Raw genomic sequence first — 22,889 nt, 5'->3', positions numbered from 1 at the left:
AGTAACCGATGTACCGTTTACCACAACGAAAAATCGCCCTTACCGTCACCCTTGCCTTCCTGCTCCTGCCCGCGGCGCATGCCCTGGCAGAAACTGCGCCCGCCCCGACGCAAGCACCGCCGCCAGCCGCATCCCCCCCGCACAAGGTCACCTTTCACGACTACCTGACGGCGGTGGAACAGAACAGCCTCGACCTGCAAAACCAGCGGGAGAACGTGACGAGCGCTAAGGCTGGAATCTCCATCGCCGGGGTGCGTCCCGATCCGCAACTGACGGCCGGAATCGCCTCACTGGAGTTGAACCCCTCCAACCGCGACAATGCGGCCCTGGCGACCACGGCCGGGCTCGCCATCACCGTCGAGACCGCCGGCAAACGCGGCAAGCGTATCCGTGCGGCCCAGAGCAACGTAAAGCTCACGGAGGCCAATGTGCGGGCCTTTGTGCGCGACCTCGGCACCCAGTCGGCGGCGGCATTCGTCGAGGCGTGCCGGACCCGGGATGCCCTGGCGCGCAAGGAGTCGAGCCTCACCTCGTTTCAGGAGGTGGTGCGCGCCAACGAGATCCGCTACAAGGTGGGCGATATCGGCATGCTGGAACTGCGCCAGTCTCGCGTCGAGGCCGACCGCTTCCGCACCGACGTCACCTCGGCAAGGGCCGACGCCAGCGCAGCAGCGGAGAATCTCTCCGCGCCGCTCGGGATACGGTTCGTTGAGCTCTTTCCGGGGGGGGTGGTCGATTGCGAGTTGAAGCGGGAGCCCCTCCGTTCCCCGCTCGACGAACTGATCCGGCAGGCACTGGAAAACCGCGACGACGTGCGGGTTGCCAGGGTCACCGTGGAAAACGCCCGCGACAACCTGCACCTGGCGCGCGCCAACCGCTGGGTCGACCCGACGGTCAACATCGGCGTCACCCACACCCCCCAGGTCCAATCGGTTTTCGACAGCGCCGGCAACGTGACGAACTCGCCGACGCTAGCCTCCTCGACCACGCTCGGGCTCACCGTCACGATTCCGATCCCTTTCTCCCGGCTGCAGCGCGGCGAACTGGTCCAGGCGGAAACGGCGGTGACGCAGGCGGAGCTGCAACTGCGCTCGACGCTCCTCAAGGCGGAGACAGAGGTGCGGGCAACCCACGCGCAGTACCGGGCCGCCGCCACGAACGTGCAAAGCTACGCAGACCACGTGCTGGCGGATGCCGATCACGTCCTCGACGGCAAGCGTACCAGCTATCGCAAGGGCGCCGCCTCGCTGCTGGAACTGCTCGATGCCCAGCGTACGGCCGACGACGTCCATCTCGGCTACCTCCAGGCCCTGGCCGACCTGGCCAATGCCACGGTGCGGCTGCAGCTGAGCGCGGGAATGCGCCCCGAACTGTGACAGTGTGTGGATGGATTATCTGGTATGAGCAGCGCGGATACGTCGGAGAGAAGAGCAGATACAGGGACGTACATTCTGCCGAATTCAGGTTTTCAGACAGACCGCAACTGCCGGCTTTCGCCCGAACACCCACCGGTCGAGCTTGTCGGTGAAGAATTCAACCGCCTCTTTACTGATCGATTCAAGGGCAATGACAACGACGGGGTCGAACTGCGTTCCCGCACAGCGCCGGATCTCCGCCATTGCGGCTTCAAAGCAGGTCCCGCTCCGGTACGGGCGGTCCTGAAGAAGCGCCGACAGGGTATCGGCAACCGCAATGATCCGAGCGCCAAGGGGAATATCTTCTCCCATCAAACCCAGTGGGTATCCCTTCCCGTCGAATCGCTCATGATGGCAGAGGATCATGTCGGCAACGCCTCCTCTCGAACAGAAGGCCTCTATCGGGCGGACTATGTCGGTCCCGACCTCCGGGTGGTGCCTCATCAGGCGCCACTCCTCGTCGGTGAGCCGTCCCGGCTTCTTCAGAATCTCGTCCGGCATCCCGATCTTGCCGATATCGTGCAGGTGTCCCGCCACGTGGACTGTTTCCGCCTGCTCCGGGGACAATCCCAAGGCACGGGCAAGCATGCGGGCCACCTCCGCCACTTCCCAGGAATGGTTGTAGGTCGTCGGATCCCGTGCATCCACGGCATTCCCCAGCGACTCGGCAAACTGATGCAACTGATCCGATCCCTCTACCCGCACCGATCCCGCTAAAGCCGTAATGCCGTCGAGTAACATCACCTGGCCGTTTGGAGTTGAAGCATTTAACATGTCGTTATCCTGTTTCGGCCTTCCCTCTTTGTCTCTCATGACATCCTATTCCACCGATCAGCGCGACACACAGGGACTGCGCCGATATGGATATCCATTTTCAATAACAGATCAGCAAAAAATCCCTCGTGACCCGGCACCACTGCCGAGACACTCAAACGGGGAGGCACAGCTCTCCAGGCGTTCCGCCATCCTTTTACGGCAACAGCGGAAGGTCGCTGCAAGGCGAAGGCTCTCTCCGGGATCGCCATAGATCTTCCACGGCCCCTGGCTGACAAACGGAAGACGGACCCATCCCATGAATGCTGCCACGTCTTTGAGCGGATAGCCGAGGAACACCCCGATCTCATGGGGGAAGCCGCCCACTGCCACACGCGAGGCCAACTCGTCAAGAATCTCGTCCATGCTTTCGTGCTCGGCATATCCGGCCCGCCTCAGCACCGCCAAAACATTCGACCGTTCCAGGAGCGCCTGCATCGCCAAAGGCGAGTAGAGGAGGAGCATAACGGAATCGCCGCGATCGGCAAGTTCCAGGGCCATAAGTCCGCTTCCGGCCAGAACGGCCCCACCCAGACTGCGCCATAGTTCGTACAGATTCCTGCCGCAGGAACGTTTCCGGTTACCGACAGATATGAGGTTAGCCGGTTTTGCCCCCTCAAGCACCTCTGCTGCCTCCAGAGCAAGAAAGGAAGCCAGGCATTCGGATGGGTCGATAAACCTGGCTGACACATCGTGCCAGATCGGTCGCCGCGACTTTGAGGGATCATCTAAACTTACCGGTACCATCGACCGCACCTCCATTGCCATCCCACAGTGTTATCTCCGGATAAAGATCTCCCGGGCCAGGGCCGTATCGATGGCAAACTCGGAAAAGCCGACCCGAAAGATGTAGGAGGGGAAGCTCTGCATCAGGACGACCCGGTTGCCCGGCAGGACCCCCATGGCCATCAGCTTCTGCATCTTCCGGTTGTCGTCGGTCTGGATATAGGCAATCTCCCCCTCATCCCCGGCCTTCAGCTCGGTCAGGGGAACCACCCCCAGGTCGCCGGCATTCCTGGCAGCATCGCAGCACTCCCCTGGCGGAATCGGCTTGCCATGGGGGCAGGTGGTGGGATGGTTGAGCATGGTGCAGACCTTTGCGTCCACTCCTTCGTTCAAGAGGTGTTCGAACTGGCATGCCTTGTCCTCGGCGTTCTCCCCACGGATATTAAGGACATCCATCATCAGCCGCTCGGCGAGCCGGTGGCGGCGGATGGTATTGCGCCCTTCGCTGCGCCCCTCGGGACGGAAGTAGACCCGATCTCCCTTTACCTCAATGCAGGCATGGGTGGTCAACTCCCTGATAGCCGGGTCATCGATCGGGATGGAAAGCTTTTCCAGCTCCACGAACCCCGCCCCCTCCTCCTCGATGGCGCTCCACATCGTTTCCAGGATCTCTTCCGCTTTATCGGTCAGTTTCATCATCAACTCCTTCAATTGTTAGGTAGGGGCGATCCTGGTGATCGCCCTGGTTGGGCAAACACGAGGTTTGCCCCTACTTGCCGCCCAGCATCTTCTTCAGCTTCTTGACCAGCGCCGGCTCCAGGGGATTGTGATAGCCGCACCTGGGGCAGCGGACATTCCGGCAGCCGCCGGCGCCGCAACCGCCACAGCTCCGGATACCCTCCTCCTCGGCAAACTCGTGTCCACAGAAGCCGCAGGTGATCATAAGAGCCTCGTCACCAGCAGGAACTGGTTGAGCAGGTAGCCGCTGCCAAAGGCGACGAAACTGACAAAGACGCCGATCACTGTGGCCACCAGCACACCCCGCTCCTTCTTCATCATCAGGAACTGGGCAACACACGGCACAAACAGGGTAAGGGTGACCGCCGCGACGGTCAGCTGCCGTGCGTCCATTATACCCTTGGCCTGGAGGTCGTAAAGTCCGGCTGCCCCGTAGTCGCGGCGGAAAAAACCGAAGATGAAGGCAATGGCCGCCTCGCGGGGGAGCCCCATGGCGCTCATGACCGGGCTGGTCCACTCCACCAGGGTCTGGAAGAAGTTGGTGATCTTCCCGAGCCAGAGGAGGACCGAAGCCAGGATGAAGAGGGGGAGGATCTCCATGAAGTACCACTGCATCCGGGTGTAGGTCTTGGTGAATATGTTGCTGAGCTGGGGGAGCCGCATGGGGGGAAGCTCCATGTAGAACATCGGTGTCTCCCCGGGCATCAGCCGGGCCGACAGGAAGCCGATCACCAGGAAGATCAGGGTCAGGCAGACGCTCCAGACGATAAGCGCACCGGGGTTTTTGGCCAGGAGCGACATGATCACCCCCAACTGGGCCGAACAGGGGATGGCCAGCGCCAGCAGGACCGTGGCGATGATCCGCTCCCGCACCGTCTCCAGGGTCCTGGTCACCATGGTTGCCATGGTGTCGCAGCCAAAGCCGAGCACCATCGGGATTACCGCCCTGCCGGTGAGGCCGATCTTCTTGAAGATCCGGTCCACCAGCAGCGCCAGTCGCGGAAAATAGCCGCTGTCTTCCAAAAGCGAGAAGAAGAGGAAGAAGGTGGCGACAATGGGGAGGATGATCCCGACCGCATAGCGCAACCCCAGGGTGATGACGCCATACTCGCCGACAAAGAGCTCCTGGATGGGGACCCAGGGAACGAACCCTTTGACCAGACCGCTGATCCAGGGGTTGAACCATCCCTCGAACAGCTTCCCCTCAAGGAAGTCCACCAGGGTGCCGGCCCCGAAGTCGCCGACGAACTTGTAGAGACCGAAGTAGAGGACCACCAGCAGGAGCGGGACACCGGTCAGAGGCCGGACCGCCAGGTTGGAGAGGCGTTCGCTCAGGGTGATCCGCCGCTTGTCCGGTAGGATGAAGACCCCGTTCAGAAGCCCCTTGACCACCCCCTTCCGCTCCATGGAAAGGTCGAGGTGGAACGATTCGCGACGATCGAAGCGCTTCTGGCGCACCGCTTCCTCCACGGCAACGGCATGCTCACCCTCCTGGGCCCGCACCAGTGCTGCCACCTCATCGTCCCGCTGCAGCAGCAGGAGGGCTATCGCCTTGGGGGAGAGCCGATACTCCCCATGCAGCAGGGAGGTGATCTCCTCGATGTCATTCTCCAGCCGGCGGGAATACCCGAAGACCGCCCGCTTCTCATGCAGATAGGTCGCAATGGTGCGGCGTATCTCGGGAAGCCCCCGCTTCTTCGCCGTTGCAGCCCCAATCACCGGTATTCCCAGCTTCTCCTCAAGGAGCTTCGTATCGATGGTCAGCCCCATCCGCTCCGCCTCGTCCATGATGTTCACCACCAGAACCACCGGCAGCCCCGCCTCGATCAGCTGCAGGGTCATCATCAGCATCCGCTCCAGGTTGCGGGCATCGACCACATGGAGCACCAGGTCCGGGGTCTCGTTCAGGAGGATCTCCCGGGCCACCCGCTCCTCTTCGGTAATGGGAAGGAGCGCGTACATGCCGGGGGTATCTATGACCTCGCATGCTATCCCTTCGATAGTGGCATTCCCCCGGGACACCTCCACCGAGGTCCCGGGATAGTTGGAGACGGTCACGTAGGCACCGGTCAGGGCGTTGAACAGGACGCTCTTCCCCACGTTGGGATTGCCGACCAGTGCCACCTTCCGGGTGGTCGGCGTCACTTGCTGCCCTTCTTTATGGGTCATGAGGTTGCTACCTTTCTTTCCACTCGATGCTTTTGATAATCATTTTCAACTTATTGATAAATTTTTTTACTGCTGACACCTGGCGCACAGGCCATAGAGCTCCAGCTTATGGGTTTCGATCCTGAAGCCATGCTGGCTGGCCACATCGGCCTGGAGCTGCTCGATCGTCTCGTTCTCGAACTCGACGATCGTCCCGCAACGGATGCAGACCAGGTGATCGTGGTGCTCGCCGGCGGTTACGTGCTCATAGCGGGTCTGGCCATCCCCGAAATGGGTCTCCCGGGCTATGCCGGATTCGGCGAACAGCTTCAGGGTCCGGTAGACCGTGGCATAACCGATGCCGGGGTTTTTGGCCCGGAGCTTGCGATAAAGCTCTTCGATACTGATATGGCGATCTGCGGAGAGGAACGCATCCAGGATGATGTCCCGCTGCCGCGTGGAGCGGAGCCCCTTGGCAGTGATGAATTCTCTGAAGACCTGTTTTTTGGTCCGCTTCACGGGACCCCCTTCTATTGAAAGTGATTTTCACAGTACAGGCGGAGACTCCGTACTGTCAACATTTTTTCTGCACTCTTGTAAATTCCGGAAGGGGGTGCGAATTTTCAAAACGTCAGGCGAATAGACGATCGAGCGTCTCATCCCTTCCCGATGAGCCGCTCGAAATCAACGTAGGAACCGAACCCCACGAGCCTTTTCCCGGCACACAGGTGGGACGGGACAGCAGTGATCCCCAGTTCCCCGGCCCGCTGCCAGTCGGCATCGACTGCCGCGGCAAAGCTTTCAGCCGTGAGGACCGCTCGCGCCTCATCCCCCGGAAGGCTTACGGCCTCGGCGATCCGCACGAGTTCGTCCACCTTGGCGATGTTCCGTCCCTCGACGAAATACGCCCGGTAGACCGCTTTCCGGTAAAGGTCTCCTTTTCCCTGCGCTTCCGCCCATTTCCCCAGTTCCTGGGCCCGCCTGCTATTGTAGGTGCGGGTTCGCTCCGCCAGCGGAAGCCCCTCGGCGGCGGCCAGCTGGCGCAACCTCGCCTGCATGGCATTGATCTGTTCCTCCCGCCCGGCAAAGAGCTCGGCGAGTTCAATCCCTTCCTCCGGCGTTTCCGGGTGGAGGGGGAAAACGGTCCAGCGCAGTTCGACTCCGTACTCCTGCTGCAAACGATCGGTACGCACGGTACCGAGATAGCACCAGGGTCAGATATAGTCGAAAAAGACCTCGACGACGCGCTCGTTGCTCATGACACACCTCCTCGACCGGCATGGTTTCATTGTAGCCGGTTTATGGGATGGGGCAACACTCTTGCCATTAGCCGATTTGAACGTTGACATGAGACCGGGAAGGGGGTAATAAATCACGTATTATCAGGTTGTTTTGTTACTTCGGGGAGGGTGGGATGGTATCCATTTGGGGCCATACCGGTTGAGAAAGCCGCTCGGGTCAGCTTTGGGCTGATGGAGCGGTTTTTTCGTATGTAAAACAGGGACGGACACGGAATTGAGTATTGTCCCCGGAACTCCCCATGAAACGGAGCTTGAGACGAGAATTCCGGAAGGATTTCAAAAAGGTGGTAAAAGTCCATAAATTTCTTATATAAGAAGCAAGTTTCCTATATAGGGAACATGTTTCATATATAGGGAAACTGCTCAATAACGGGTTAGACAGAAAAGAAGGATGATGACGAGGACGGTATGACAGAAGGGATGAAATTCGGAGTAATTTTTGTTGCTATGTCCATTGTTACAATAGCTTTCTGTCTACTGTTTTACCCGCCAATAACCGAGAAGTTAAAGGATGCTATCGCACTGAAAGAGCAAAGGAATTACGAGAAGGCAAAAATCTATGCTGCCTTCACAGAAGCTATAAGGGACATAGTCGCTGCAAACATTATGACCGGGCTGTGGTACGTGATTTACTTTTTCATATCAACACAGTATCTACTTTCAAAGTTTGGCGCGTTCTCTTACGGGGACAATGAAGAAACCTTCACCTATTTGATATGGGTCGGCATTCCATATGTAGCTTGTTATTTACATTTTGTATTAAAGGCAGGAAAGCACCAACTTGCCATAAAGAAGTCTAATTTACAGAACCAAGAGAACAACTCGAAAGTATTCTGGTATACCTTCTTCACTCCAATGGTCCTGTTTATAGTTGTACAGAAAATCTTTCACTTTTCGACCAATTATCCAGATAAAAACGTGTTCCTGCTGCTGTCAGGAATGAAGTGATGTCTAACACCCGGCGGCAGACGGTCTTCACGTCGCTCTGTCGCTGCGCCTAAAGCCGTTGGATTGAAGAAGAAAATATAAATACTGTCTTCCTTGATAGCCATTGGATAACTTTATTACACCAACCCATGCCCCCTTTTATTCACATTTGGTTACTGCCGTTCTGGCGGATGAAAGGAAACTCAGATGCCTGAAGGCCCAGAGATTGAAACCGAAAAACTGCACGAAGCTATCATGGAAGAACTCGAGCGGGAGGGTGGATCGTTCCTCAAGCAGATTTCCATTACTACCGCAATCCTGGCGGTTCTCGCCGCCATCGCCTCGCTTCAGGCCGGCGCCACCGTCAACATGGCCTTGGTACTGAAGACGGAAGCAACACGACTGCAATCCGAAGCCTCGGATCAATGGGCCTATTACCAGGCTAAGGGGATCAAGGCAGCGGTCCAGGAAGCGTCGCGGACACCATGGTTGGCCATTGGCAAGGAACCTCCCTCCACCTATGAAGAAAAAATGCGTCGATACGGCGAGGAACAGAAAGAGATTCAGAATAAGGCGAGGGAGAAGGAACGGGAACGGGACGAACGGCTTAAAGAATCTGACCACCTTCTCCATAAGCACCATGGGTTCGCAAGTGCGGTCGCTCTTTTTCAGGTCTCCATTGCTTTGGGCGCAGTGGCGGCACTTACGCGCTACAGACTGGTCTGGTTTGGTTCGCTGCTTACCGGTGGAGTAGGCATAATCCTTTTTACCTTGCCTATGTTTCAATGAACAGCCAAAGGCGAGAAGTAGGACAATATTAGGACTGAGGTGGATGAGAAAAACAATTTCAATACAATAGCATCCCGGTCAAGGTTTGCCTTGGCGTTCGCATGCTGCACCTCCTGCAGAATACCTCTATTACAGCGAGTATCCTTCGGCGGAAGGTGGCGGTAGGGAGCAGTCGGCAGAGTGGATGGCCGCAGCCCGCGATGTTCTCCACCGTATTGATGGAACCCGGATCGGCCTTGTCGGTGGCCGATAACTACTCCCCTTTACGTTCGATCAGGATAAGAACGTATTCATCTGTTGCCCGGATGTCAGGATGTTTTCCTTACGAGCCGTCTCCGGGGACCGGCAATGCAGCCGCCTGCGTGACGGAGGTATCCTGAAGGGCCGGTTGTTCCGCTGCCGGAGGAACAGCGGGCGGTTCGAGCAGCCGCTCCGGAGGCACCGCCTGAAATGGCGGGGCCACCCCCGCTTGACCCTGCCGGTCGCTCGGGGTCGCCTCATAGCGGCGTCCCGCTGCTTTTTCGGCCCGTCGGTCACTGGCCTCGATCCCCTGCAATTGCCTGAAGACCATCTGCGCGTATCGATCCCGCCTTTCCGGCGTCTGGCTGTTGTAACAGCCGATCGCCTTCCAGGTGTAACCGTACTTGCTCATGCAGGTGGCCAGTATCCAACTCCCGGTCATCGTGTTGTAACAGGCATCGCCGAGCAGATTCCAGCGCTCCCGGCCCAGGATTGGTGCCCAGCTCGAATTGATCTGCATCAGGCCGAAATCGTAGGTGCCATTGGTGTTCCGATGGAGCGCGCCGGGATTGAAGTTGGATTCGACCTTTGCAATTGCCCGCAGGATCAGCGGATTGATGCCGTACAAGGAGCCCGCCTCCTCGAAGCAGAACGCCGAGGAGTCGGCAACCAGCAGATGGAGCAGCAGCGCCGTAACGCCCAGGCACCGTATCGTTTTCAAGCAGCGTAAAGCCAACACCTTCCTCCACAACCGATCTAATGTCAGCGCAGCGGTTCTTCCAGCACTACCAGGTAGCCATCCGGGTCAAAGCACCAGAGTTCCTTGACACCATAAGGCTTGAGTTCCAGGGGATAGAGCAGTTCCATCTCCTCTTCCAGAATCGCCTCGTAGATACCGTCCAGGTCTTTGACCTGAAAATGGAGCGTCATGCCGATACCACGAGGGCACGATTCGAACCGCTCGGCCAGAATCGGATGGTTCTGGAGAACGGCTGCCTCCTGGACAAAGATCAGTTCGAACCCGCCCGCAGCAAGGACCAGATGCTCCGGTGCACCGGGGGCGGTCAAAGCCCGCTGAACCGGTAACTCCAGGATGCCGCCATAAAAGGCTTCGGTCGTATCCAGGTCGGTAACCGTCAGTTGAATTCCGCCGTGAATGCTCATGGAAGGCCCCTGCTCATTCGGCAAAGCGCATGAAATAGCGCTGCACCACCGACAGTGAGTTGGAGAAGATCATGATGCCGACCACCACCAGAAAGACCCCGGTAATGACCTCCATGATCCGGATATGCTTCTTGAAGCGGTTGAAAAAGACCATGAACTGGTGCATGGCCAGACTGGCGAGTAAAAAGGGAATGGCGAGCCCCAGCGAGTACACCAGGAGCAGTGCGATCCCCTTGTAGACGGTCTCCTCGGTGGCCGCAACCATGAGAATGGAGGCGAGGATCGGTCCGATGCAGGGGGTCCAGCCGGCAGCAAAGGCAAGCCCCACCAGGAAACTACCCAGAAAGCCAGCCGGCTTACGGTGGAGGGTGACCCGCTTCTCCCCCAGGAGCAGGTGAATCGGCACCAAACCACTCACATGAATACCGAAGACAATGATCAGGATACCGCCAGCCCGGCGGATGATGGTCGTGTGCTCCTGCAAAAAACCGCCGACAAAAGTCGCCGATGCCCCCAACAGGACGAAGACCACCGTGAAGCCGGCGATGAACAAAAGAGTATGAATGATGGTCTGCTTACGCACCTTATGGGTTGGGTGCTCGGCCTGCAGGTCGGCAAAGGAAAGCCCGGTTATGTAGGTGATAAAGGAGGGGATAAGCGGGAGAACGCAGGGGGAAAGGAACGACAGGAGGCCGGCAATGAACGCCCCGAAATAGCTGATGTTATCTTCCACGTCGCCTCCCGCCTAATGACATGCACGAGACCACCGAGGGTTACGAAACCTCGATGGTCTTTGGGTTAGGATAACCACGTCGGCCCTACTGCCCAGCCAGGCCGTTCAGGTAATCTATCACTTCAGGGGCGCTCCAGTCCATTCCACCGATTATTTTTTTACGTATAACACCCTTCTTGTCCACCACAAAGGTCTCCGGCACGCCGGTGGTTCCATAGAGGCCGGCCACCTTCTGCTCGCCGTCCAGGTAAGCCGGCAGGGTCTGGCCACTCTTGGCAAAAAACTGCTCGATCGCCCCCTTTCCCCCTTCATCGATGGAAAGGGCCAGCATCTGGAACGGCTTGCCGGCCATGGCCTGATTCAACTTCACCATGGAAGGGATCTCCTCCCGACAGGGAGGGCACCAGGTGGCCCAGAAATTGACAAGCGCCACCTTACCCCGCAGATCGGAGAGTTTCACCTCCTTACCGGCCATGTCTCTGGCGGTAAAGTCAGGAGCCATGGTCCCTTCGACGACTTTCGCCGCCGAGGACTTCCCTTTAGCCCTTTCATCACCCTTGCTGCAACCGGCAGTGACAACAGCCAGCATCACCAGCAAAAGTGCAATCAGTCTTTTCATTGTATACGTTCCTCCCGGGAATTGTGATATTTCATCCAGCCTTCCACTGGAACAGCACGTGATGAGCATAGATCAGGCTTGTGGCGGTAAGGCCGCGGGTAATAGCGCAGCAGTAATGAATGGGGGATAGGAACAGAGTTGAAGGATATCATGTGCTGCGAGATGAGGAGTGAACAGGTAGCAAAACAAGGGAATGCCCGCGATGAAAAAGGCACGTAAAGCAATTCGCACAACCGGTCCCGATATCATGGGACACTATTATGCCAATTCCTCTATGAATGCAAGGACCTTTTCCTGTGAAAAGAAGACCTTCCCGCGTTCAGGAGTTTCCTTCCCGGTGGTTGACAACCCCTCTGAACTCTTTCATCATCCGGCGGGAACTGATCGCCAGCGGCAGCAGGCTCTCGTGTTTGGCAAGCGCCTCCTCCAGCGTATCACCGTCGTTGATGATGTCGTCGTCCTCAAAACGGGTCTTGGCAACGTGACGACCATCAGCCCGGCAGAAAACTTTGACCGTGTAACGGTCCCCATTCATCTCGACTTCCGTTTGATGAACGAGTCGGAGTTCTTCCATGAGCATTGTCTCCGGCAAAATTGCCTGATATTGCCTTACTAAACAAACATTAATAGCAACTTCTATACCGGGGGAAAAACAGTATGTAATCCACGGAGACGGGGGGTGAGAGTGGGGGGAATAAGCTATTTGACGGGGAGGGAGCGGCGATTTAACGCTCCCGATTGACCACGTAGTCGGCAAGGCTGAACAGGGCTTCCCTGGCCGGTGATGGCGGAAACCCGGCCAGGCACTCCTTTGCGGCTGCCACGTAGTTGCCGGCCCGGCGCACGGTATAATCGATCCCCCCATAGGTGTGGACAAGGGCGAAGACATCGTCAAAGTCCTCGTCTTCCAGGGAGTCCTTGACGATTACCTCGCCGATACGATCACGCTCGTCCGGCGCACAGTGCCGCAGGGCGTGGATCAAGGGAAGGGTCAGCTTGCCTTCTTCGAGATCGTGGCCGATGCTCTTGCCAAACGCCTCCTCTTTGGCCACGTAGTCGAGGGTATCGTCCATGAGTTGGAATGCGATCCCCAGCTTCATGCCGAAATCGGCCAGGGCCGCCTCCCGCTCGGGGGAAACCTTGCCCAGTATGGCACCGGACTGACAGGCAGCGGCAAGCAGGATCGCGGTCTTGCACTCCACCACCTCGATGTAACGCTCCTCGGTCATCTCCAGATCGCTGGTACAGACCAGCTGCAGCACCTCGCCCTCGGCAATCCGGGTAGTGGCGGCGGAGAGGACCCGCAGGATGTTCAGATCGCCGTCGGCGACCATGAGTGAAAAGGATTTGGAAAAGAGGAAATCGCCGACCAGAACAGATGCCTCGTTCCCCCAGAGGCTGTTGGCCGAAGCGATACCGCGCCGCAGGTTGGCGCTGTCCACGACGTCGTCATGGAGAAGGGTGGCGGTGTGGATAAATTCGATGACACTGGCAAGGGGAACGGAGCGCCCGCCCCGGTAGTCGCAGAGACGCGCGGCAAGGAGGAGGAGAGCAGGCCGGATACGCTTGCCGCCACTGGAGAGCACGTACTCCCCGACCTTGCGGATAAGGGGAACGTTGGATTCCAGATCCTTCTTGAACTGCAGTTCCACATTCTTCAGGTCTTCCCCGATCAGGGCAAGAGCCGCATCCATTCCATAACCTCGCTTAATTTTGGGCCATACTAAAAGAATGTTCCGGGCTTTGTCAAAGCATTTCTCGGCCGGAGGAGCGCTTGCACTAACGCGCAGGACAAGGTAAGCTGCGATCTCTGAGGATGAAACGGACTATCATCATGGACGCTCTTGCCAACTATCGAATCCTGGTCGCCAACGTGGATGCCCTCTGCGAGCGGATAGCCGCTGTTTACGGCAACCACATCAAATGTGCTCCGGGCTGCGACGCCTGCTGTCGCCACCTCACCCTCTTTCCGGTGGAGGCGTATGCCCTGGCCAAAGCGGTCAACGCGCTTGCCGAGCCACTGCGGACCGAACTGCGGGCAGAGGCCGCCAGCACCACACCGGAGGCTCCCTGCCCACTCCTGAGGGAGAGTACCTGCCTCCTGTACGACGCCAGGCCTCTTATCTGTCGCACCCATGGCTTCCCGATCCTGCTGGAAACAGCTGACGGCACCCGCGAGGACCACTGTCCCCGCAACTTTCAGGGTCTGGCCTCACTTCCCGGCAACGCCGTCATTCAGCTCGAACGTCTCAATGAAGCCCTTGCCACCGTCAATGCCCTGTTCCTGCAAAACATCCCAGCCCACCCGGACAGCGGGGATCGACTCACCATTGCCCGGGCAATACTTCTCACCCCGCTCAGCGACGATTGACACAAAAGCCGCTTCACGTTACAAGAAGAGCGACAGTCATCGCCAGGAGGAACAGACCATGACCCTGCTCGATAGCGTCCTGGAGGCGAACCGCAAGTTCGTTCGTCCCGGGGCCTTTCCACCGCTTCCCAAAAACCCGAAAAGGCAATTTGCCATCTTTACCTGCATGGACACCCGCCTCGTCGAGTTTCTGGAACCGGCCATGGGAATTCAGCGCGGCGATGCAAAGGTCATCAAAAATGCCGGCAACACCCTGGTCGATCCCATTCATGGCGGGGTCATCAGAAGTCTGGTGGCGGCCATATTCATGCTGGGGGTGGATGAGGTGTTCGTCATCGGCCATGAGGACTGCGGGATGGCAAGCGTCGATCCTGAGCGGCTCAAGGAAGAGATGATCGCCCGTGGCATTGACGCCGGGGCAATAGAAACCCATGTCCCGGACCTTGCCCAGTGGATCGGGGCGTTCGGCTGCCCGGAGGAAAACGTTGCCGACGTGGTGCAAAAGATCCGCTCGAACCCGCTCATCCCCAAAGACGTGCCGATTCACGGTCTAATCTTTTGTCCCAATGACGGACACCTGGAAGTCGTGATCAACGGATATGAGGCAATACATACCTCTGCACAGCAAGGAAGCAGATCATGCAGGCCATGATCAACGGCATTAGCATGGCCTATGATGACGTTGGCAGCGGGCCGCCCGTCCTTCTGATCCACGGCTTCCCCCTCAGCCGCAAGATGTGGCGGCTCCAGACAGAAGCCCTCGCAGCTGCCGGCTACCGGGTCATCACCCCGGACCTCCGTGGCTTCGGCGACAGCGATGCGCCGGATGGCCCGTACCGCATCGAACTGTTCGCGGATGACATCCTGGAACTGCTGGATCACCTGGGAATCGAGCGCGCCGTGGTTGGCGGCATGTCCATGGGAGGATACGTTCTTCTGAGGCTGCTGCTGCAGGCTCCCGAGCGTGTCAGGGCAGCACTGTTCATCACCACCCGCAGCACGGCCGACGACGAGGCGGGGAAAGCGCAACGCCTGGCCCTGGCCAAGGATGTGATGCGATTCGGGCCTCAGGTCATTACCGATGCCTTCACCCAGGTACTCTTCGCACCGGGCACGCCGGAAGAAAAGCCCGACCTGGCCCGGGAAGCCTACTCCTGGATGGCGGCAACCAGCTCCCGCGGTCTGGCCGGAGGGCTGCTGGCCATGCGCGAGCGACCGGACTTCACACCGCTCCTCCCCACCATCCGGCAACCGTCTCTGGTCATCAGCGCAGTCCAGGACCAGGCCGCCCCGCCGGCAACCGCCGAAACCTTCACCCAGGGGCTCCCGAACTGCACGGCCCGCCTCATCCCCCGTGGCGGGCATCTGGTCAACCTTGAAGAGCCGGAGCTCTTCAACCGCGTACTGCTGGAGTTCCTCGCCACCCTCCCGGCATAGAAAAACAAGGGGCGACCAAATGGCCGCCCCTTGTTTTGTTAACAACTCACCACCGCTTTGCGCCGAAGCCGCCTACTTTCCCTTAAGAAAGACCACCACCGCCCCGTCTCCTCCCAGGTTCCGGGGAGCCAGGGCAAACTCGGCCACGCACTGCCTCCCATCGCCCCTGAGCCAGCCGGTGACGGCCCGCTGCAGGACCGGCTCGCCCGGGGAGTTGTTCCCCCGACCGGTGATGATCAGCACCGCCTGCTGCCCCCGGTTGAAGGCTCCGCCAATGAAGCGGGCCAGGGCCTCCAGGGCCTCGTCACGGGTAAGGCCGTGGAGATCCAGCTCGTAGTCGATCCTGATCGTTCCGCGCCGGAGCTGGCGCATCCGGTTCACGGCCAGGGGTGCGGGAACGCTCTCATCCTCGTCGAGAGCCCCGTCCTGAAAGGTAACGTCCAGCTTCAACCCTTGCAGGGTATCCAGAAAGAGCTGCCGCTCCTCCTCGTCGATCCTGCGGACCGCCGGCCGGCTCGCCGGTTGGGAGGGAGACCTTTTCTCGGGTGTCGGTGCCGGCCGGTCGAATCGCCGGACATCGGCCATGGCCCTGAGGAAGAGGTCGCTGTCGTCCGTTGCCGCAGCAGGCGGCTGTGCCGGCGGTGCGGTTTTCGTGACGGCCGGAGCCGCCGCTATGGGCTGCACCCCCTTCAGCGCCGCAAACGGTTTGGCCGCGAACTCCTTGGGCTTCTGCTCAGTATGTTTCGTCTTCTTCATCGCGCAATCAGTCTTTGGGTACCAGGATGATCTCGATCCGCCGGTTCTTCGCCTTCCCCTCGTCCGTATCATTCGACGCCACCGGTTTGTACTCGCCGTAGGCAACGGCAGCGAGGAGTGTCGGATCGATCCCCTGCTGCTGCAGATAACGGGCGACATTGATGGCCCGGCCAGCCGAAAGCTCCCAGTTGGTTGGGAACCGCTTCGTCAGGTTGCCGACGATCTGGACATTGTCCGTGTGCCCTTCGATCCTGATAGCCTTATCCTGCACGCTCTTCAGGATGTCGATCACCTTCTGGAGGACCTCCAGCCCTTCTTTCTTGACTTCCGCCCGGCCCGAGTCGAACAGGACGGCATCTACCATATTGACCGTCAGCTTCCCCTTCAGCTCGGAAATGGTTACCTGCCCCTGGGATATCTCGCTCTTCATCTTGTCAAGGAGCTGTTCATAGGTCTTGCTCACCTCCTGGACCTTTTCCTCCTTGGCCTTCTGGAGCGTGGCCACGTCCTGCTTCAGCTTGCCGTTTTCCGTTTCCAGGTCACCGATCCGCTGGCGGAGTTCGCCGATCCGCTGGAGCGATTCGCTCTTGGAAGACTTGAGGTCGCTGTCCAAAGACTTTTTATCCGCCAGCAGCTTGTTCTTGTCGCTGGTCAGCCCGGCCACCTGACCGGTCAGCTTTTCCACTTCTGCCTTCAGATTACGGTTGTCACTCGCCAGGTCATCGTATCGTTTCTGGAGTCCAGCCAGGTTCCTGGCCAGATCATCGGCCTCCTCGACCTTCTTCAGATACTTCCCCTCACCGACCAGACAGCCGGAAAGGGCTGTTGCGCAGATGGCCAGCATGGCCAGCCGGAGCATGAATTTCCCCATAAAATCCTCCTTTGCTCAATATAATCAGGACCGGAACCGTCGAAGCCGGAGCGGCTTACAAGGGGCCGAGCCTGTCGGCAAGCTTACCAGCGGGGGAGAACAAAGTCAAACCGGGGCTCAGGGCTAACGAGCAACCAGGGCTGCCGGCCAGTTGTGGATTTGCCGTTGACAAACAGCCACCCCTTCCGTATTCTGCGGTCTACAATCGAATAGCAGCACGTCTTATCGAGAGTGGTGGAGGGAAAGGCCCTGCGAAGCCACAGCAACCGGTTTCCTTATGGAAACGCCAGGTGCTAAATCCTGCCCGAAACGGGCACAGATGAGATGGGAGCACGAGACCGCCAACGTCATGAACGCCCCTTCTCATCATCGAACGAGAAGGGGCGTTTTTTGGTTCATGTCCGTCGGCATCGTTGAAGAAAAATCGGTCACGTTCGATCTGGACCTCCGGCTGGAGAGCGGCCGCATCCTGGGCCCCATCACCCTGGTGTACGAGACCTATGGCGAGCTGAACGCCGACCGGTCTAACGCCATCCTGGTGACCCATGCCTGGACCGGGGATGCCCACCTGGCCGGGAAACGCCGCGAAGACGATCCCAAACCCGGCTGGTGGGACGTGATCGTCGGCCCCGGCCGGCTCCTGGACACCAACCGGTACTGTGTCATCTGCTCCAATGTCATCGGTTCCTGCTACGGCTCCACCGGCCCCACCAGCATCAACCCCAAAACCGGCAAGCGCTACAACCTCACTTTTCCGGTCATCACCGTACGGGACATGGTCCGCGCCCAGAAGCTGCTCATCGACCATCTGGAGATCGACCGGCTGGTCACCGTGCTGGGCGGGAGCATGGGAGGGATGCAGGCCCTGGAGTGGGCAACCCAGTTCCCCGAGCGGGTCGCCTCCATCGTCGCCCTGGCCACCACCCCCGCCCCGTCCCCACAGGCGATCAGCCTGAATGCCGTGGCCCGCTGGGCCATCTTCAACGACCCGAACTGGAAAAAGGGGGAGTACCGCAAGAATCCCAAGGACGGCCTGGCACTGGCCCGCGGCATCGGCCACATCACCTTTCTCTCGGACGAGTCGATGCAGGCCAAGTTCGGTCGCCGCTTTTCCGCCAGGGACGGTCTGTTCGACTTCTTCGGCCAGTTCGAGGTTGAGCGCTACCTCTCCTACAACGGCTACAACTTCGTCGACCGCTTCGACGCCAATGCCTTTCTCTACCTGGCCAAAGCCCTGGATCTGTACGACGCGGCCCTGGGGTACGAGTCGCTGCACGATGCCTTCAGCCGGGTAACGGCCAAGGTCCAGCTCCTCGCCTTCACCTCGGATTGGCTCTATCCACCGTACCAGACCGAGGAAATGGCCCGGATATTCCGGGAACTGGGCAAGGACGTGGAGTACCACCTGATCAGTTCCAGCTACGGGCATGACTCATTTCTCCTGGAACACGAAACCTTTGCGCCTCTGGTCGACTCCTTCCTGGAACGGGTTGCCACCAGTCCCTGAACGAACAGCGGAGAGTGGCAACTGTCGAATCCAGTTTAAATGGCTACTGCCGGACGCCCCCCTTGAGCCCTTGCCCACCTTCGATGCTCGTGCTATGGTGAGGCCATCACCAGCAGGGACACTATCATGAACGTCATCATCCTCGGCAGCGGCACCTCCACCGGTGTGCCGATGGTCGGTTGCCACTGCCGGGTCTGCAGTTCCGGCGACCCGCTTGACAAGCGGACCCGCGCCTCGCTCCTCGTGGAACACGCCGGTCGCCACATCCTGGTGGACACCTCCACGGACCTGAGAAAGCAGGCGATCCGCGAGGGGATTCCCCGGGTCGACGCGGTCCTGTTTACCCATCCCCATGCCGACCATATCCATGGGATCGACGACCTGCGCGGCTTTCACTTCCTTCACCAGGAGGTCGTCCCCTGCTTCGGCGACCCGGAGACCATGGCCGCCATTGCCCGCAAGTTTGCCTATATCTTCGAGGGACACACCGGCGCCGGCTACGCCCCCCTCCTGGCACCTCAGGCCGTGGATGGACCGTTCAGCCTCTTTGGCCTGGAGATCGTTCCGATCCCGCTTCGCCACGGGCAGATGCGTGCCACCGGCTACCGGTTCGGCAACATAGCCTATCTGACCGACTGCAGCCGTATCCCGGAGAGTTCAATGGGGCTCCTGTCGGGACTGGAAGTTCTGATTATCGATGCCCTGCGCTACACCCCTCACCCGCACCACTTCAACATCCCGGCCGCCCTGGAGGTCGCCGGCATCCTGCGCCCCGGCAGCACCATCCTCACCCACCTGACCCACGAAGTGCTCCACGCCGACGAAAGCAAGCTCCCGCCCGGGGTCCGGTTTGCCTACGACGGGCTGAGGATTTCTTCGCCGATCTAAGCCATCCCGACTCGTTGCGAATATCCGACAGATGATTCACGGTTTTCAGCGCCGGAATTTCCCATCCCCAGGGTACATTACTCGATGCCGAACTCTTTCAGCTTACGCCGCAGTGTGAGGCGATTGATCCCGAGGAGGCAGGCGGTCTGACTCTTGTTCCTCCCGGTCTGCCCGTAGACCCGCAGGATGTGCCCCCGTTCCACCTCGGCGAGGGTGGTAACCTGCCCCTCCCCGGAAATCTTGCCTGCCCTTTCGGTATCGAGAAAGAGTTCAGCAGCGGCGATCCCGCCTCCCCGATTGAGGAGAACGGTCCGCTCCATGACGTTGCGAAGCTCCCGTGCGTTACCCGGCCAGTGGTAGGCAAGGAGCTTGCGCTTCGCATCTGCGGTCAGGCAGCACGACTTACCCGGCTGGCGAGTCAGAAACTCCCGGAGAAAAAGTTCCGCCAGAGGAAGGATGTCTTCGGTGCGCTCCCGAAGGGAAGGGATGAAGAGGGGGAACACATTGAGGCGATAATAGAGATCCTCACGGAAGTGGCCGGCCTTGATGCGTGATGCCAGGTCCCGGTTAGTGGCCGCGATGATCCTCACGTCAACCGTGATTGGCCGCTGCCCCCCGACTTTGGTGATTGTCCGGTCCTCCAGGACCCGCAGGAGCTTGGCCTGGAGCCGCTCGTCCATCTCCGCGATCTCATCGAGGAAAAGGGTCCCCCGGTGGGCCAGTTCAAACATACCCTTCTGGGTGGTCCTGGCGTCAGTGAAGGCCCCCTTCTCGTGGCCGAAGAGCTCGCTCTCCAGAAGCGTCGCCGGGATTGCGGCACAGTTCACCTTCACGAGCGGCCCGTCGCACCGGGAGCTTCGGTAGTGGATCGCCTCAGCCACCAGTTCCTTGCCGACCCCGCTCTCACCGAGAATCAGGGCCGTGGTGGCATCGGAAGCGGCCACCATGTCGATCTCGCGCCGAAGCTGCGCCAGAGCCGGAGACCCCCCCACTATCCGGTCGAGGGAGCGGCGCAGACGCTGCTTCTGCCCCTCGCGGAAGGAGGTGACTTCCTCCCGCAGCTCCCGGGCCTCCAGGGTCCTGTTCACGACAAGAAGCAACTCGTCCAGGTCGAACGGCTTGTTGATGTAGTCGTGAGCCCCGAGCTTGAGCGCACGGACTGCGGTCTGCACCTCGGGAAAGGCGGTGACCACAATGACCGGCGGCGCATTTGGCGCTTGCAGCTCCGTCAGAAGGTCGAGCCCTGATCCGTCGGGAAGGCGCAGATCGAGGAGCACCAACTCTGCGGGTGACCGTGAAAGCTCCCGGCGGGCATCGGCCAGGGTCGCCACTCCGGCCGTCTCGTACCCTTCGTCACGGAGAAACTCCATAAGCCCGCCCCGCACCTCCTGTTCATCCTCCACTATCAGGATTCGTCCCCGCACTCCCCGCTCCTTTCCGGTAATATCACTTCGGCAACCGCTCCCCCGGCGGGGTGGTTGCCCAGCGTTACGCTGCCTTCCATTTCATTGACCAACTGCCTGACAATGGCGAGCCCCAGCCCCGTCCCCTGTTCCTTGGTGGTGAACAGCGGCTCGAAAAGGTGTTCACCGACACCCTCGGGGAGACCGGGGCCGCTGTCCCGGACGGTAGTCCGCACCGTCTTCCCGGCCCGCTCCACCGCAACGCTCACCGAACCCCTTTCTCCCGTTGCCTGGAGGGCATTGAGGATGAGATTCATGAAGACCTGGTGCAGATGCTGTCCCGGAGCGCAGACCGGCAGCGGGGATTCGGGCAGATCGAGTGACAGGGAGATGTGGCGCCTATCCGCCTCTTCACGCAGTATGAACTCCAGTTCCTGCAATGCCCGGACAAGATCGACCGTCCGTGCTTTGGCGCCTGCGGCGGGGGTGACGTAGCCGGTCAGATGGGTGAGGAATTCGGCGAGCCGGTCGACGAGTGCCAGCATCCGCTCCAGGTCTCCCCGCACCGGCTCGGCCGCCGCATTCTTGCGGAGCAGCATCTGGAGGCGCATCTTGAGCCCCGCGAGTGGATTGCCGATCTCATGGGCAACGGTTGCCGACAGCATCCCGAGAGAAGCGAGTCGATCCGCCTGGATCAGTTGCCGCTCCAGCTTCTGTATCCCCTTGCGGGCCGCCTCCGCAACGGCCTCCGACTCCCGCAACTCTTCCACCTTGCGGGCCACCTCACCCTGAAGGCTACGGTTCCATTCATCGAGCTTTTCCCGCGAGGAGGCCAGTGAGCCGGCCATATCGTTCAGGGCCGTAGCCAACTCTCCCAATTCGTCGCGGCTGGCGATGGGCGACCGGCTATTGTAGTCGCCGGCCGCCACGTCCCCGGCAAACCGGGAAAGCTCCCGAATGGGGCGACTGAAACTTCTGGCGGCGATTATCGCCAGCCCCGCGGCCAGAAGCAATAGCGGGAACGCCAGGAACATGATGGCTCGATGCAATCGGGTAATATCGGCAAAGAGCATGGCGCGGGGGTATATCTTGAACAGACGCCAGACCTTGCCGGGTCCGGCATGCACCGATGCAGCGGCAAGCAGGGTATCGCCGGCAGTGCGAACAATCCCCGTGGCTTTCGTGTCGGGGGCCGGGATACCGATCCCTCTCAGATTCCCGAGCTCCTCGGGGGTGCCGGCCCGGAAGTGGGGAGTTCCCGCCTGTTCCTCCATCTCGACAAAACGTGCCGCCTCATCGAGGAGTATGACCCGAATGCCGGGAGACGGCTTCAGCCTGGCAAGCGTGCCGAGCATCTCCTCGCCAAAGACGTTGATCACCACCACTCCCCGCACACGGCCGGAATCGTCTCGCACCGGCGTGGCCACCCGGGCCACCAGGCGGCGCGGTTCCTCGATCCGGCCATTTTCCACATTGAAATCAAGGGGGGAGAGGTAGACCTTTCCCGGCGCGGTTGCCAGCGCCTCCCGGAAATAATAGCGATCCCCCTTGTACTGAAGCCCGTACCGCGGGACGAGCCGCAGCCGGCCTCTTTCGTTGTTGACCCGGATGCTTTCCATGCCGTCGACGGCGATAAAGCGTACCTGATAGTACGCCTGTTCCGCCTCCATGGTTCGCAGGAACTCTTCCTCCACCCCTTGCCACTCGGCCTCAGTCATCCGCGTTTTCAGGCGGCGCTCCAGAAAGCGGGCCAGCGACAGGACATCGCGGCGGGCGCCGGCCAGATAGACCTCGATGGTGTCCGCGGCCGTTGCCACCTCGATGGAGAGCTCCTGGGCGACCCGGTCCCCAAGGAGCCGCTCTGCCCGGCGGGTGACAAGAAGACCGAGAAATAGCATGGGGACCAGGGCGAGCCCAATGAAAGCGACCAGCATCTTGGCCCGGATCGGGAAACGGAAGCTGAGCATCCCTGTTCTATTTCGGTCATTATTTTTCATGAAAATGAGTATAGCGTAAAAATTGAGGGGGCGCACACGGCGCCCC

The 22,889-nt window shown here is 59.8% G+C and carries 24 protein-coding genes, 1 pseudogene and 1 riboswitch; of the genes and pseudogenes, 8 read left to right on the top strand and 17 right to left on the bottom strand.

What is annotated here, in order from left to right:
- Nucleotides 1–8: 8 nt before the first annotated feature.
- Nucleotides 9–1,376, top strand: a complete 1,368-nt coding sequence (locus tag JN12_RS04995; protein ID WP_145019085.1) for a TolC family protein — start codon at nt 9–11, stop codon at nt 1,374–1,376.
- An 84-nt stretch (nt 1,377–1,460) separates the two neighbouring features.
- On the opposite strand, the gene JN12_RS04990 is transcribed toward JN12_RS04995, so the two are convergent.
- The 7 genes and pseudogenes from JN12_RS04990 to JN12_RS04965 form a co-directional block, all read right to left on the bottom strand.
- Nucleotides 1,461–2,189: an HD-GYP domain-containing protein gene (locus JN12_RS04990; RefSeq protein WP_145019082.1), complete on the bottom strand. Its 729-nt coding sequence runs from the start codon at nt 2,187–2,189 to the stop codon at nt 1,461–1,463.
- A gap of 111 nt (nt 2,190–2,300) precedes the next feature.
- The gene (locus JN12_RS04985; protein WP_246125752.1) at nt 2,301–2,996 is read right to left on the bottom strand and encodes a DUF3793 family protein; all 696 of its coding nucleotides are present in this window, start codon (nt 2,994–2,996) and stop codon (nt 2,301–2,303) included.
- A 9-nt stretch (nt 2,997–3,005) separates the two neighbouring features.
- On the bottom strand, nt 3,006–3,650 hold the full coding sequence (locus JN12_RS04980) for a metal-dependent transcriptional regulator (RefSeq protein WP_145019079.1): 645 nt from the start codon (nt 3,648–3,650) through the stop codon (nt 3,006–3,008).
- Nucleotides 3,651–3,723: 73 nt separating this feature from the next.
- A complete protein-coding gene (locus tag JN12_RS20430) occupies nt 3,724–3,897 on the bottom strand; it encodes a hypothetical protein (protein ID WP_170241848.1) in 174 nt (57 codons plus the stop codon).
- Entirely contained in the window at nt 3,894–5,861 is a 1,968-nt protein-coding gene (gene feoB / locus JN12_RS04975) for a ferrous iron transport protein B (protein WP_145019076.1), read from the bottom strand. The genes JN12_RS20430 and feoB overlap by 4 nt, the downstream gene beginning before the upstream one ends.
- 66 nt (nt 5,862–5,927) lie before the next feature.
- Nucleotides 5,928–6,359 carry a Fur family transcriptional regulator gene (locus JN12_RS04970; protein WP_145019073.1) on the bottom strand — a complete coding sequence of 144 codons (432 nt, stop codon included), beginning with the start codon at nt 6,357–6,359 and terminating at the stop codon, nt 5,928–5,930.
- A 137-nt stretch (nt 6,360–6,496) separates the two neighbouring features.
- Nucleotides 6,497–7,042 (bottom strand): annotated as a pseudogene (locus tag JN12_RS04965) (DsbA family oxidoreductase); the annotation flags it as partial.
- A 507-nt stretch (nt 7,043–7,549) separates the two neighbouring features.
- Between JN12_RS04965 and JN12_RS04960 the strand changes: the two are divergent.
- Nucleotides 7,550–8,089 carry a hypothetical protein gene (locus JN12_RS04960; RefSeq protein ID WP_145019067.1) on the top strand — a complete coding sequence of 180 codons (540 nt, stop codon included), beginning with the start codon at nt 7,550–7,552 and terminating at the stop codon, nt 8,087–8,089.
- 186 nt (nt 8,090–8,275) lie between these two features.
- Nucleotides 8,276–8,857: a DUF4337 domain-containing protein gene (locus JN12_RS04955; RefSeq protein ID WP_145019064.1), complete on the top strand. Its 582-nt coding sequence runs from the start codon at nt 8,276–8,278 to the stop codon at nt 8,855–8,857.
- Between the two features lie 322 nt (nt 8,858–9,179).
- Here the strand turns inward: JN12_RS04955 and JN12_RS04950 are convergent, their stop codons facing one another.
- From JN12_RS04950 to JN12_RS04925, 6 genes are all read right to left on the bottom strand, one after another.
- Nucleotides 9,180–9,818: a transglycosylase SLT domain-containing protein gene (locus JN12_RS04950; protein ID WP_145019061.1), complete on the bottom strand. Its 639-nt coding sequence runs from the start codon at nt 9,816–9,818 to the stop codon at nt 9,180–9,182.
- Between the two features lie 41 nt (nt 9,819–9,859).
- On the bottom strand, nt 9,860–10,261 hold the full coding sequence (locus tag JN12_RS04945) for a VOC family protein (protein ID WP_145019058.1): 402 nt from the start codon (nt 10,259–10,261) through the stop codon (nt 9,860–9,862).
- 13 nt (nt 10,262–10,274) lie between these two features.
- On the bottom strand, nt 10,275–10,994 hold the full coding sequence (locus tag JN12_RS04940; RefSeq protein ID WP_145019055.1) for a cytochrome c biogenesis CcdA family protein: 720 nt from the start codon (nt 10,992–10,994) through the stop codon (nt 10,275–10,277).
- 85 nt (nt 10,995–11,079) lie between these two features.
- Nucleotides 11,080–11,613, bottom strand: coding sequence for a TlpA disulfide reductase family protein (locus tag JN12_RS04935; protein ID WP_145019052.1), 534 nt, complete (start codon nt 11,611–11,613; stop codon nt 11,080–11,082).
- Nucleotides 11,614–11,932: 319 nt separating this feature from the next.
- Entirely contained in the window at nt 11,933–12,187 is a 255-nt protein-coding gene (locus JN12_RS04930) for a hypothetical protein (protein WP_145019049.1), read from the bottom strand.
- Nucleotides 12,188–12,338: 151 nt separating this feature from the next.
- Nucleotides 12,339–13,307 (bottom strand): polyprenyl synthetase family protein, encoded by a 969-nt coding sequence (locus tag JN12_RS04925; protein ID WP_145019046.1) that lies wholly within the window; start codon nt 13,305–13,307, stop codon nt 12,339–12,341.
- 122 nt (nt 13,308–13,429) lie between these two features.
- Between JN12_RS04925 and JN12_RS04920 the strand changes: the two genes are divergently transcribed.
- The 3 genes from JN12_RS04920 to JN12_RS04910 are packed head-to-tail and all read left to right on the top strand — an operon-like array spanning nt 13,430 to nt 15,421.
- Complete coding sequence (locus JN12_RS04920; RefSeq protein ID WP_246125751.1) at nt 13,430–13,984, top strand: YkgJ family cysteine cluster protein; 555 nt, start codon at nt 13,430–13,432, stop codon at nt 13,982–13,984.
- 58 nt (nt 13,985–14,042) lie between these two features.
- Entirely contained in the window at nt 14,043–14,636 is a 594-nt protein-coding gene (locus tag JN12_RS04915) for a beta-class carbonic anhydrase (protein WP_145019043.1), read from the top strand.
- On the top strand, nt 14,624–15,421 hold the full coding sequence (locus JN12_RS04910) for an alpha/beta fold hydrolase (protein WP_145019041.1): 798 nt from the start codon (nt 14,624–14,626) through the stop codon (nt 15,419–15,421). Before JN12_RS04915 ends, JN12_RS04910 begins: the two co-directional genes overlap by 13 nt.
- 72 nt (nt 15,422–15,493) lie before the next feature.
- On the opposite strand, the gene JN12_RS04905 is transcribed toward JN12_RS04910, so the two are convergent.
- Both JN12_RS04905 and JN12_RS04900 read right to left on the bottom strand, forming a co-directional pair.
- Entirely contained in the window at nt 15,494–16,177 is a 684-nt protein-coding gene (locus JN12_RS04905) for a Smr/MutS family protein (RefSeq protein ID WP_145019038.1), read from the bottom strand.
- A gap of 7 nt (nt 16,178–16,184) precedes the next feature.
- Complete coding sequence (locus JN12_RS04900) at nt 16,185–17,048, bottom strand: OmpA family protein (RefSeq protein WP_145019035.1); 864 nt, start codon at nt 17,046–17,048, stop codon at nt 16,185–16,187.
- A gap of 219 nt (nt 17,049–17,267) precedes the next feature.
- A riboswitch (SAM riboswitch) is annotated at nt 17,268–17,374 on the top strand.
- Between the two features lie 71 nt (nt 17,375–17,445).
- Between JN12_RS04900 and metX the strand changes: the two genes are divergently transcribed.
- Both metX and JN12_RS04890 read left to right on the top strand, forming a co-directional pair.
- Nucleotides 17,446–18,555, top strand: coding sequence for a homoserine O-acetyltransferase MetX (metX, locus tag JN12_RS04895; protein ID WP_145019032.1), 1,110 nt, complete (start codon nt 17,446–17,448; stop codon nt 18,553–18,555).
- Nucleotides 18,556–18,681: 126 nt separating this feature from the next.
- Complete coding sequence (locus JN12_RS04890) at nt 18,682–19,443, top strand: GPMC system MBL fold metallohydrolase (protein ID WP_145019029.1); 762 nt, start codon at nt 18,682–18,684, stop codon at nt 19,441–19,443.
- Between the two features lie 77 nt (nt 19,444–19,520).
- On the opposite strand, the gene JN12_RS04885 is transcribed toward JN12_RS04890, so the two are convergent.
- Together JN12_RS04885 and JN12_RS04880 are read right to left on the bottom strand one after the other, a co-directional pair.
- On the bottom strand, nt 19,521–20,867 hold the full coding sequence (locus tag JN12_RS04885; RefSeq protein WP_145019026.1) for a sigma-54-dependent transcriptional regulator: 1,347 nt from the start codon (nt 20,865–20,867) through the stop codon (nt 19,521–19,523).
- Entirely contained in the window at nt 20,849–22,813 is a 1,965-nt protein-coding gene (locus JN12_RS04880) for an ATP-binding protein (RefSeq protein WP_170241847.1), read from the bottom strand. The genes JN12_RS04885 and JN12_RS04880 overlap by 19 nt, the downstream gene beginning before the upstream one ends.
- Between the last annotated feature and the right edge of the window lie 76 nt (nt 22,814–22,889).

The organism is Geobacter argillaceus (assembly GCF_007830735.1).
Classification (GTDB): Bacteria; Desulfobacterota; Desulfuromonadia; order Geobacterales; family DSM-12255; genus Geomobilibacter; species Geomobilibacter argillaceus.
The sequence above is the reverse complement of the archived record's forward strand: the minus strand, read 5'-3'. Positions and strand labels throughout refer to the sequence as shown.